This is a genomic window from Streptomyces sp. NPDC059455 (genome assembly GCF_042750115.1).
In the GTDB taxonomy this organism is placed as follows: Bacteria; Actinomycetota; Actinomycetes; order Streptomycetales; family Streptomycetaceae; genus Streptomyces; species Streptomyces endocoffeicus.
The window spans coordinates 55,963-67,317 of record NZ_JBHYVB010000007.1; the positions used below are offsets into that span (position 1 = coordinate 55,963).

Genomic DNA, 11,355 nt, shown 5'->3' on the forward strand with positions numbered 1-11,355 from the left:
CGTATCCGGGGTTGGGGGTGCCCGCGGGTGGGGCTGACCGCGGGCCGGGGGTGGGGCTCCACCGAGTGGTGCCCCGGGGGTCGGGCTTGGTCAACAACCCCCCCCCCCCCCCCCCGCCGATCCCTGCTGTCGCGTGGGTCGCCATGACGAGGTATTTCCTCAAGTCGAACCCATTTTCGGTGAGAATGGCTTACAAACGGGCACTTCATCATTAGATTTCTTTTTGGATAGCAATCTTGCTTCTCATGGAGAGTCATATGACCAGAACAAAGAAGATCCTCGTCGTGTTCGCCATCGCAACGGCCGCCGCCCTCGGCGCCTCGGCCCCGGCCCTCGCCGACGAGCACATGCCGTCGCCCGGCCAGTCCGTAACGGCCGAGCAGGGGGGTCTGTTGAGCGTGCAGGACGAGCACATGCCTGTCGCCCCCCGGTGAGCGGTGAGGGGCCGGGCCGGAGCGCTCGGCCCCTCGTCCCTTGCCGCTCCCGGGGCAGCGGGCCCTGGGGCCACCAGGTCCCTAGACCACCAGGTCCGTAGACCACCAGGCCACTAGACCACCAGGCCACTAGACCACCAGGCCACTAGACCACCAGGTCCCTAGGCCACTAGGTCCCTAGGACAGTGACCGCCCCGCCCGCAGCTTCGCCTTGAGGACCTTGCCGCTGGCGTTGCGCGGCAGTTCGGGGAGGAACTCCACCTGCCGGGGCACCTTGTAGTTGGCCATCTCGCGGCGCGACCAGGCGATCAGGTCGTCCGCCGTCAGCGTCGAGTCCGGGCGGCGGACCGCGTACGCCTTGGCCACCTCGCCCAGGCGCGGATCGGGGATGCCGATCACGGCGACGTCGGCCACATCCGGGTGGCGGGCGATGAGTTGCTCGATCTCGGCGGGATAGGCGTTGAAGCCGCCGACGATGAACATGTCCTTGATGCGATCGGTGATGCGCAGATTGCCCTGCTCGTCCATCACCCCGACATCGCCCGTCCGCAGCCAGCCATCGGGGGTGATGGTGCGGGACGTGGCGATCGGATCCTCGAAGTAGCCGGATGTGACGTGGTAGCCGCGGACCCAGACCTCGCCCGGTCGCCCCGGGGGGAGTTCACGTCCGGTGGCCGTGGCGATCTTGATTTCGGTGTCCGGGATCGCGCGGCCCGCCGTGCCCGCGATGACCTCGGGCGGGTCGCCGCGGCGGCACATCGTGACGGTGCCGGACGCCTCCGTCAGACCGTACGCCGTCAGCACGGTGGCGACCCCGAGCTCCGAGCGCAGGCGCTCCACCAGTTGCAGCGGGACCACGGCGGCGCCGGTGACGACCAGGCGCAGGGTGGACAGGTCGTGGGCGGCGCGGGCGGGGTGGTCGAGCAGGGACTGGTGGAGGGTGGGCGGGCCGGGGAGTACGGTGACGCGCTCGGCGGCGATATTGGCCAGGGCCGTCTCCACGCTGAACACCGGCTGCGGCACCATCGTCGCACCGCGGCTCAGACAGGCGATGATGCCCGCCTTGTAGCCGAAGGTGTGGAAGAACGGGTTCACGATGAGATAGCGATCGCCCGCCGTCAGCCCCGTGATCTCGCTCCAGGTGTCGAAGACCCGCACGGTCTGGGAGTGCCTGGTTACGACGCCCTTGGGGTGACCGGTGGTGCCGGAGGTGAAGGTGATGTCGGAGGGGTCCGCGGGGCGCACCGCCTGCGCCCGGGAGCGGACCTCCTCCGGCGGCACGGCGTCGCCCAGCGCCAGGAAGTCCTTCCAGGTGCGGAAGTCCTCCGGGCCGTTGTCCGCGAGGACGACCACCTCCCGCAGATAGGGCAGGCCGGGCAGGGGGCCGTGACCCGGCCCCTGCCCCGCCGCCCGGCGCAGGGACGCCACATACGAGGTGCCCAGGAAGGTGCCCGTGATGAACAGGTGCGTGGCCCGGGTGCGGCGCAGCACATACGCCGCCTCGCCGCCCTTGAAGCGGGTGTTGACCGGGACCAGCACCCCGCCCGCGGTGACCGCGCCGAGCGCCGCCACGATCCAGTCGGTGGTGTTGGGCGCCCAGATCGCGGCGCGGTCGCCCGGTTCGAGGCCCGAGGCGACGCACGCGGCCGCGGCGCGCTCGATCCGGGCGCCGAGTTCCGCGTACGAGATCCGGGCGCGGCCCTCGACGACGGCCTCGTCCGGGCCGTACCGCTCGACCGCCGCCCGGATCAGGGCCGGGATGGTGTGCCCCTGCTTCATCGGTTCCATCGGACCGCTCCCCTCCCCGGAACCCGGGACGGACGACCCCAGTAGCTGACTACCCGTCAGATTAGCGGTAGCCTTCCCCGCTGTCAGCACCGGTGAACGCGACCACGGAGGTGGCCATGGGGGCGACAAGGGCGACGGCGGCCTTGAAGGACGCGACGGCGATAGCCGGTATCGGGCAGACCCCCTTCGCCAAACGCCTCCCAGAGTCCGAGAAGACCCTCGCCTGCCGGGCGATCCTCGCCGCGCTCGACGACGCGGGCATCGCCCCGTCCGAGGTGGACGCCTTCGCCTCGTACACCATGGAGGAGACCGACGAGGTCGAGATCGCCAAGGCCATCGGCGCCGGGGACGTGACCTTCTTCGGCAAGGTCGGGTACGGGGGCGGCGGTTCGTGTGCGACCGTCGCGCACCTGGCCGCCGCGATCGCCACCGGGCAGGCGAGCGTCGGAGTGGCCTGGCGGTCCCGCAAACGCGGCAGCGGGCGGCGCCCCTGGACCAACACCCAGGTGCAGCTGCCCACCCCGGCCCAGTGGACCCGGCCGTACGGGCTGCTGCGCCCGGCCGATGAGATCGGGCTGCTGGCCCGGCGCTATATGCATGAGTACGGCGCGACCCGCGATCACTTGTTCAATGTGGCGCTGGCCTGCCGCAACCGGGCCAACCAGAACCCCGCCGCGATGATGTACGACCGCCCGCTGACCCGCGAGATGTATATGACCGCGCGATGGATCAGCGAACCGCTCTGCCTCTTCGACAACTGCCTGGAGACCGATGGCGCCCTGGCCTGTGTGCTGGTGTCGGCCGAGCGGGCGCGCGACTGCCGGCACCGGCCCGTGTACGTCCACTCCGCCGCCCAGGGGCTGCCCGCCCAGCACCACGGGATGGTCAACTACTGGAACGACGACCCACTGACCGGCCCCTCCTGGACCGCCGCCCGCCGGCTGTGGAAAACCGCCGACTTCGGGCCACAGGACGTGGATGTCGCACAGATCTACGACGCGTTCACCGCACTGATCCCGCTCTCCCTGGAGGGCTACGGCTTCTGCGCCCGCGGCGAGGGCGCCGCCTTCACCGAGGGCGGCGCGCTGGAGATCGGCGGACGGCTGCCGCTCAACACCGGCGGGGGCGGCCTCAGCGAGGCGTACGTCCATGGCTTCAACCTCATCACCGAGGGCGTCAGACAGCTGCGCGGCAACGGCACCGCCCAGGTCCCCGGCGCCACGACCTGCCTGGTCACGGCGGGTGAAGGGGTTCCCACATCGGCTCTGCTGCTGAGGAGTTGAACGACGGCATGACACAAACGGAAACGACGAGGGCCGCGAGTGGCGGGGGCGACCCGGCCGATGGGCTGCTGGCGCCCGTGCCCGACGACGACGGGGCGCCCTTCTTCGCCTACGCGGCGCGCGGCGAACTGCGCGTCCAGTGCTGCGCCGACTGCGGCGAACCGCGCTTTCCGCCCCGGCCCTGCTGCCCGCACTGCCAGTCCTTCGAGAGCCTGTGGAAAAAGATGAGCGGCCGTGGCCGGATCTGGTCGTATGTGCTGCCCCATCCCCCGCTGTTGCCCGCCTACGCGGCACAGGCGCCGTACAACGTCGTCCTCGTGGAGCTCGCGGACGCCCCGCGCATCCGGCTGGTGGGCAATCTGGTCGCCTCCGCGGACGCCGCGCTGAACTCGGTCCCGCCGGAGCGGATCCGCATCGGCGCGCCCGTGAAGGCCGCCTTCCATGAGGCGGAGGGCGGGCTCACGGTGGTGCGCTGGCTGCTGGAGCGGCCATGACGGTCCGCATACGGGTGGCGGAGGACGGCGTCGCGGTCGTCACCCTCGATCGGCCCGAGCGGCACAACGCCATCGACCTGGAGACGGTCTCGGAACTGACCGCCGCATGGCGGCGCTTCCGCCAGGACGACGCGGTCCGGGCCGTCGTCCTCACCGGCGCGGGCGGCCGGGCCTTCAGCACCGGCATCGACCGCTCGGTGGAGGTCGCGCAGCCACCGTCGCCCTACGCGATGGACGATCCACTGCGCACCGTCGGGCCCAAGGCGAACGACCTGTGGAAGCCGGTGGTCGCGGCGGTGGCCGGGATGGCCTGCGGCGGGGCGTTCTATCTGCTGGGCGAGGCCGAGTTCATCGTCGCCGACGAGACGGCGGCCTTCTTCGACCCACACACCAGCTATGGGATGGTCAGCGCCTATGAGGCCGTCTACATGGCGCAGCGGATGCCCATGGGCGAGGTCGCGCGGATGGCGCTGATGGGAACGGCGGAACGGCTCTCGGCCCGACGGGCGTATGAGACGGGCCTGGTCAGCGAGGTGGCCCCGGCCGGTGAGGCCCTTACGGCGGCCATCCGCGCCGCGTCGGTCATCGCGTCGTACCCGACGGAGGCGGTTCAGGGCACCGTAAGGGCGCTATGGGCGGCGAAGGAGGCGGCGCTGGCCCAGGCGCTCGCGCACGCCCCGCAGTTGATCGCGCTGGGCAATCTGCCGCCGGAGCGCCAGGCCGCGCTCTTCGCGACCCGCACGCCCGGCTTCCGTACGCGGTGAGGCCGTCCGCCTCGTACCGATCGGCCCAGGGCCTCAGGTGGAGCTCGGGTACTTGAGCGCCGAGGTGACCTTGCAGGTGAAGGACGTCTGCTGGGTGAGGGTGCGGTAGGAGGTGGCGCTGAGGGTCTGGCTGCTGCCGGACGCCACGGTGACGGACTTGTAGTCGGAGCCCAGCAGGCTGCCGCCGTTCTGGTCCTCCCACTCGATGGTGATCGAGTAGTGCATGGACTGCGTCTCGGGGTTCCTGAGGTTGAGGGTGTACTGGAACGAACGGCTCGACTCGTCGTAGTCGCAGCCGGTGGCGGTGATGTCGTTCGTGCCGTCCGAGTTGTAGGTGGGCGGCGCGGAGTAGGTGTAGGAGGGCGTGGGGGCGTCGTAGGACGGCAGATCGGAGGGCGCGCCGCTGGGCAGATCGGTGGGCATGCCGCTGGGGAGGTCCGTGGGCAGGTCGGTGGGACCGGACGCCGGGTTGTCGTTGCCCCCGCTCCCGCCCGAGACAAAGCCCCCGAGGCCGCCGTCGTGGCTTCCGCCCTTCTTCTTTCCGCAGCCGGTCAGCGCGATGAGCCCGACCAGGGCGATGGCGCATATGCGCATGGAGCGGCGTTGCATGGTATTACCCCCGTTGAAAGACACATTCAAGCCAAGTGCAGCCTGTTGACAAGTGCACGCCACCCTAGCAACGGGTTTTCCTACCCCAAAGTCACATGTCAGCGCGCCTGTCCCGGCTCTCAGAGGACGGAGACGACCTCGCACCGCACCACGGTTCCCACAACCGAGGGCTCGTCGAGCGGCACCCTTACGGTCCGCGACTTCCCCGCGGGGACCCGTACATCGGCGCGGCCGGAGGTGAGGGTCATGCCGCCCCGGTCCTGGAAGTTCATGTCCACCAGGTAGGTCCCGGCCGTGCCCGAGCGGTTGCGCACCTTCACGGTCGCCGCCGGACGGCCGCTCTTGTCCTTGCCCTTTTCGGCACAGGCGACGACCGTCGCCTGGGGCTCGTAGGACGACGCCGAGCCGCCCGACGAGCCGCTGGAGGCGCTGTCGCCGTAGTCGTCATCGTCGTAGTCGCGGTAGCGCGAGCCGCCGGAGCCCGAACCGGTGGTGGAGCTCTCGTCGTCGGAATCCGAGTAACCACCCGAGCCGGAACCGGAGCCCGACCCCGACGAGTGGTGCGAGGACGAACTGGAGCAGCCGCCTCCGCCACCCCCGTGGCCATGGCCACGCCCCTTGAACCCGGTGAGCGCCACCAGCACCACGGTGAGCACGGCCGCCAGCCGTAGACCACGCCGCATCACAGACCCCGTTCCCCCGAAGACCGCGCAGACTTACCCATCGACCTCCCGGCTCCCAGGAGGTCGATGAACGCCCGCAACCGTAGCAGCAATTGTCAGGGACACGGCCTGCGACCTGCTGTCTCCGGTGCGCCGCCGCGTGACCGCGTCACCGCCTCGTCGCGTCGCGTCGCCGCCTCGCCACACCGCCGCCCCGTCGCGTGGCCGTCTTGTCGCGTCACCCGGGGATCGATCAGGCCCGGCCGCCCGACGGGCGGGACTGGCCCGTGCCCTTGACCGCGTCCAGCGCGTAGACACAGCGGTCCTTGCTGCACGCGTACACCACGCCCCCGGCGGCCACCGGGGACCCGGTGATCTCGCCGCCGGTCGCCAGCTTCCAGCGCAGCTGTCCGCCCGCCGCGTCCACCGTGTAGAGGCAGTGGTCGGCCGAGCCGAAGTGGACCCGGCCGTCGGCGACCACCGGCGAGCCGATCACCTCACCGCCCGCCGCGAACCGCCACTTGGGCGTGCCGGTGACCGCGTCGAGCGTGTAGAGCGCGCTGCCGCTGCCCAGATGGACCGAGCCGTCGGCCACCAGCACCGGCTCGATCGACTGCCGGGCCTCGGTGGCGATGCGCCAGCGGTCGCGGCCGTTCGCCGCGTCCAGCGCGTACACCGTGCCCAGATAGTCGGCGATGTAGATACCGCCGCCGGTCACCGCGGGCCCCGGCGCGTACGCGGGGGCGCACAGGAAGACGGCGGGCGCCTCGAAACGCCACCGCACATCCCCGCGGGCGATGTCGAGCGCGAGCACCCGCGTCCCCGCCGAGACGTAGACCACCCCGTCGGGCGCCGCCAGCAGACGCAGCGGCACCCCGCCGCACGACGCCGCGTCCCCCACCGGATACGACCAGCGCTCCGCGCCGGTGCGCGCCTCCAGGGCGCGCAGCCGCGCGTCCGCCCACACATACACCGTGCCGTCGTGAACGGCCGGGCCGGACTCGGGCGTCTCGAAGTCGGTCTGGAGGCCCTGCATCTCCCACAGCAGCTCGCCGTTGGCCGCCTCCCACGCCTGGACGCCACCGCCGCGCGTGCCGGTGACGACCGTGCCGCGGTCGACCTTCAGGGAGTAGACCCAGCCATCGGTCGACAGCCGCCAGCGCTCGGCGCCGTCCTCCGCGTCCAGCGCGTACAGCGTGGGGCCGTCGGAGGCGTGGATCCGGCCGTTCGCCACGGCCATCGCCCATGCCACGTCGCGGGTCTTGAACTGGCGCCGGCCGGTGCCCACGTCCAGCGCGTGCACCTCGAACGAGGTCACGTACAGCAGCTCGCCGGCGACCGCCGGGGTGCCCCATACGTCGTTGGACATGCGGAACCGCCACGGGCGCCAGCGGCCGTGCCCGGCTCCACCGGGCGGCTCGGGCGGCTCGGCCGACGGGGAGTGGGTCGGCGGCGGGACGGCGGCCATGCCGTCGCCCCCGTTCAGCCCTCCGCTCGTCACCCCGGCCGGCGGGCGTACCCAGCCGGTGGCGGGCCCGGTGCCGTGCTGCGCCTGCGGGTCCCGCGCGTCGGCGGCCCGGAGCCCCGGGCCGATCGGCACCTGCGAACCGGGCAGCCGCACCGACCCGTCGGCCCCGGCGGGCGCCGGAGCGGGCGCCGCGGCGACGGGCGGGGCAGCGGCGGCGGGCGGGGCAGCGGCGGACGGGGCGGCATGCCGCCCGGGTCCGATGGAGCCCAGCGCGCTGGGCGGGCTCGCGGCCTCCGGCGCGCGCAGGCCGCCGCGCGGATCGCCCACACCCACGGGCTCCCAGCCGCTCGGACCGACGGGCCCGCCCGCGGCCGCGCCGTGCCGCCCGCCATGGCCGTCCGGGGCGGCTCCCGCGGCGGGGGCGTACGAGGGCGGCGGCGTGGGCGGACGCTCCGGCGGGAGCGGCGCGGACGGGCGGCTGCCCGCGCTCGCGGCGCTTCCGGCGTTGCCCGCGTCTCCGGCGTGCCCGCTGGGGCGGCCGCCTCCGGCCGCGGGCCGGGAGGAGCCGCGCACCTGGTTGCGGCCGCTGCGCTTGCGCTCGATGAGCGCGACGGCGCCGGGCGGCAGCCAGGCCGAGGCCGTACCGCTGTCGTCGGCGTTGGAGGCGAACAGATGCGGTGCCAGCTGGGACTGCAGATCGGCCGGGGACGGCCGCCGCTCGGGCTCCATCTGCATGCACGACTCGATCAGCGGCCGCAGCTCATCGGGCAGCCCGGCCAGGTCAGGGCCCTCGCGCAGCAGCATGAACACGGTCTCCACCGGGTTGGCGCCGTGGAAGGGGGCATGCCCGGTGGCCGCGAAGGTCAGGGTCGAGCCGAGCGAGAAGATGTCACTCGCGCCCGTCACACTGCGCGAGTCGCGCGCCTGTTCGGGGGACATATAGGCGGGGGTGCCGACCGCGACGTTGGTCATCGTCAGCCGGGTGTTCGAGACACCGGAGGCGATACCGAAGTCGATCACGCGCGGGCCGTCCTCGACGACCAGCACATTGGACGGCTTCAGATCCCGGTGGACCAGGCCCGCGCCATGGATGGACTGCAGCGCCTCGGCGACCCCGGCCGCCAGCCAGCGCACCGCCTGGGCCGGCATCGGCCCGCACTCGTTGACGATCTCCTCGAGGGAGGGCGCGGGCACATAGGCCGTGGCCAGCCACGGCACCGCGGCGCGCGGATCGGCGTCCACGACCGCGGCCGTATAGAACCCGCTGACCGCGCGGGCCGCCTCCACCTCACGGGTGAATCGGACACGGAACAGCTGGTCCTCGGCGAGCTCGGTCCGGACCGTCTTGATCGCGACCCGTCGGCCCGATGCCGAGCGGGCCAGATAGACCAGCCCCATGCCGCCCGCGCCGAGACGGCCGAGCACCTCGAAAGGGCCGATCCGCCTCGGATCGTGCTGCGTCAGCTGCTCCACCACTTGCCTGCCACCTCCCCGTGGGGGCTTGAAAAAATACAGCCCCGTGCAGCGTCTCACCGACAAACCAACCGGCGGCACGCATCCTGCATTCTCTCTGGCGAAGGCGGCGGTTGCGAACCCGGGGGCGAATCGTCGTGTCATCGGGCGATACGGAGCCGGGGTCCGTCCGGTTCGACCGGGGACCATCCAAGTGCCCGCAGGCCCGTATCGCCCAGTTATTCGCCCCGGGTTCAGCCCGCCGTCGAGGTGTCGATGACGGCGAAGGCCGCGCCCTGATTGTCCGCAAGGACCGCGAAACGCCCGTACGGCGTATCTTCGGCGGTCTTGAGAACCCGCCCGCCCAGCCTGTCGACCGTGCGCAGCGTCTGATCGCAATCCGCCACCACAAAGTACGTCAGGAAGTGGGCGGGCAGAACGGCCGGGTACTCCTCACCCATCACGACGCGTCCGCCGATCGCGTGACGGGGGTCCGGGGGCTCCCCGCGCAGCGTCCACAGGACCACGTCGGCCGGTGCGCCCCCGGCGGAGGGCGGTGCGGGGGACGCGCCTGGGGGTGGCGTGGAGGGCGCTGTGGAGGGCGCTGCGGACGGCGGCGCGGGAGGCTCTCTGGAGGGCCCTACGGACGGCGGCGCGGAGGGCGTCATCCCGTAGCCGAAGACCGCCCGGTAGAAGGCGTCCACGGCGCGCGGCTGACGCGTGTGGACCTCGGTCCAGCCGTACGAACCGGGCGTGCCGCGCCGCGCGAAGCCGGCGTGGCTGCCCGCCTGCCAGATCCCGAAGACGGCGCCGCCCGGGTCGGCGGCCGTCGCCATGACGCAGAACTCGTCGATCCACACCGGCGGGGTGATCACCCGGCCACCGGCCTCGCGGATCCGTACGGCGGTCGCGGCGGCGTCCTGGGCGGCGAAGTAGATGTTCCAGACGGTAGGCATCCGGCCGTCCGGCTTGGGCACCAGCCCCGCGACGTCCTTACCGCCGAGGAGGGCCCGGGTGAACGTGCCGTAGTCGGTGGCGATCTCCTGGAAGGTCCAGCCGAAGAGCTCACCGTAGAAGCGCCGGCCCGCCGCGAGGTCGGACAGCAGCACATCCGCCCAGCAGGGCACGCCTTCCGCGAATGCCGCCATGGCCCGGATCCTCCCGCGTCCCTCGGTCCTCGGACTTGCTCGCCTCGGAGCCCGTTCGCCCTGGAGCCTGCTCACCTTGGAGCCCGCTCACCTCGGAGCTTGCTCACAGCCCGTTTGGAGATGGTTGGCGCGCATTTGGAACCGCTTGGTTCGTTCATCTCACTTGCCACGCTAACGGGGGATCGCCCGGTCTGCTCGCCCCGGAACTCGAAATATTTGGCCAATCCTTTTGGCTCGGAGACGGATCCGACCTCGTCATCCACCGTTGTTATCCACAGGCTGTTGATAACACGATTCACACGTGTGGGTGAGCGGTGATTGAGGGCTTGACGACTGTGGACAGGGGCCGGAATCAGCCATTCCAGCCTGCTCAGCGAGGTTCACAAACCTCCTCATCCCGCCCTAACCCCATTTGCACGCAGCCGAATCGCGCTCCGATCACCCCTCGGTAAGCTGACGGCATGACAGGACAAGTACGCACAGTCGACGGGCGGGTGGCCGGTCGTCGCGGGCAGGCGACGCGGCAGAAGCTGCTCGACTGCCTCGGCGAGATGCTCAGCACCTCCCCGTATCGAGACGTCAAGGTCATCGATGTCGCACGTAAGGCAGGGACCTCGCCTGCGACGTTCTACCAGTACTTCCCCGATGTGGAGGGCGCGGTCCTCGAGCTCGCCGAGGAGATGGCGAAGGAGGGCGCGAACCTCACCGATCTGGTCGCCGACCGCTCATGGGCCGGCAAGTCGGGGGCGACCGCGGCGGAGGACCTGGTCGAGGGGTTCCTCTCCTTCTGGCGCAAACACGACGCCATCCTGAGGGTGGTCGATCTGGGCGCCGCCGAGGGTGACAAGCGGTTCTACAAAATCCGCATGAAGATCCTCAATTCCGTCACCAACTCCCTGACGGACGCCGTCAAGGAACAGCAGGCCAAGGGCCGGATCGACGGGGACCTCAACCCCGGGGCCATCGCGGGCTCGCTGGTCGCCATGCTGGCGTCGGTCGCGGCGCACCAGAAGGGCTTCCAGAGCTGGGGCGTCAAGCAGACCGACCTCAGGCCGAGCCTGACCTGGCTCGTCCACCTCGGCATCACCGGCCGCAAGCCGCCGAAGTAACGAATCCGCGCCCCTCCCCACGGCCTCCCTTCCCCGGCCCCTCCCGGCCGGCTGCCCGGCCGGGCCCGCACGTCCTGTCACGCCGCGGCGGGGGGGGGGGGGGGGCCCGGCGGCGGGCCCCCCCGCGCGCCGCCGGCGCGCGGG

Annotated in this window: 10 protein-coding genes; 5 read left to right on the forward strand and 5 right to left on the reverse strand. The window is 71.7% G+C overall.

Going from position 1 to position 11,355, the window contains the following annotated elements; all coding sequences use genetic code 11:
- The first annotated feature begins 257 nt into the window (after positions 1–257).
- On the forward strand, positions 258–434 hold the full coding sequence (locus ACFXB5_RS04055; protein WP_385202130.1) for a hypothetical protein: 177 nt from the start codon (positions 258–260) through the stop codon (positions 432–434).
- Between the two features lie 177 nt (positions 435–611).
- On the opposite strand, the gene ACFXB5_RS04060 is transcribed toward ACFXB5_RS04055, so the two are convergent.
- Positions 612–2,222, reverse strand: coding sequence for a FadD3 family acyl-CoA ligase (locus ACFXB5_RS04060; RefSeq protein ID WP_385202132.1), 1,611 nt, complete (start codon positions 2,220–2,222; stop codon positions 612–614).
- A gap of 116 nt (positions 2,223–2,338) precedes the next feature.
- On the opposite strand from ACFXB5_RS04060, the gene ACFXB5_RS04065 reads away from it, so the two are divergent.
- The 3 genes from ACFXB5_RS04065 to ACFXB5_RS04075 are packed head-to-tail and all read left to right on the forward strand — an operon-like array spanning position 2,339 to position 4,763.
- Positions 2,339–3,505: a lipid-transfer protein gene (locus tag ACFXB5_RS04065; RefSeq protein WP_385202134.1), complete on the forward strand. Its 1,167-nt coding sequence runs from the start codon at positions 2,339–2,341 to the stop codon at positions 3,503–3,505.
- A gap of 8 nt (positions 3,506–3,513) precedes the next feature.
- Positions 3,514–3,999: a Zn-ribbon domain-containing OB-fold protein gene (locus ACFXB5_RS04070; RefSeq protein ID WP_385202136.1), complete on the forward strand. Its 486-nt coding sequence runs from the start codon at positions 3,514–3,516 to the stop codon at positions 3,997–3,999.
- Entirely contained in the window at positions 3,996–4,763 is a 768-nt protein-coding gene (locus ACFXB5_RS04075; protein ID WP_385202138.1) for an enoyl-CoA hydratase/isomerase family protein, read from the forward strand. The genes ACFXB5_RS04070 and ACFXB5_RS04075 overlap by 4 nt, the downstream gene beginning before the upstream one ends.
- A gap of 33 nt (positions 4,764–4,796) precedes the next feature.
- On the opposite strand, the gene ACFXB5_RS04080 is transcribed toward ACFXB5_RS04075, so the two are convergent.
- The 4 genes from ACFXB5_RS04080 to ACFXB5_RS04095 form a co-directional block, all read right to left on the reverse strand.
- On the reverse strand, positions 4,797–5,357 hold the full coding sequence (locus tag ACFXB5_RS04080) for a hypothetical protein (protein ID WP_385202140.1): 561 nt from the start codon (positions 5,355–5,357) through the stop codon (positions 4,797–4,799).
- A gap of 134 nt (positions 5,358–5,491) precedes the next feature.
- The gene (locus ACFXB5_RS04085; RefSeq protein ID WP_385202142.1) at positions 5,492–6,055 is read right to left on the reverse strand and encodes a hypothetical protein; all 564 of its coding nucleotides are present in this window, start codon (positions 6,053–6,055) and stop codon (positions 5,492–5,494) included.
- Between the two features lie 232 nt (positions 6,056–6,287).
- On the reverse strand, positions 6,288–8,978 hold the full coding sequence (locus ACFXB5_RS04090) for a serine/threonine-protein kinase (RefSeq protein WP_385202144.1): 2,691 nt from the start codon (positions 8,976–8,978) through the stop codon (positions 6,288–6,290).
- A gap of 230 nt (positions 8,979–9,208) precedes the next feature.
- The gene (locus ACFXB5_RS04095) at positions 9,209–10,102 is read right to left on the reverse strand and encodes a VOC family protein (RefSeq protein ID WP_385202146.1); all 894 of its coding nucleotides are present in this window, start codon (positions 10,100–10,102) and stop codon (positions 9,209–9,211) included.
- 461 nt (positions 10,103–10,563) lie between these two features.
- Here ACFXB5_RS04095 and ACFXB5_RS04100 point away from each other — a divergent pair, with 461 nt between their 5' ends.
- Entirely contained in the window at positions 10,564–11,211 is a 648-nt protein-coding gene (locus ACFXB5_RS04100; protein ID WP_201851751.1) for a TetR family transcriptional regulator, read from the forward strand.
- Positions 11,212–11,355 lie beyond the last annotated feature (144 nt).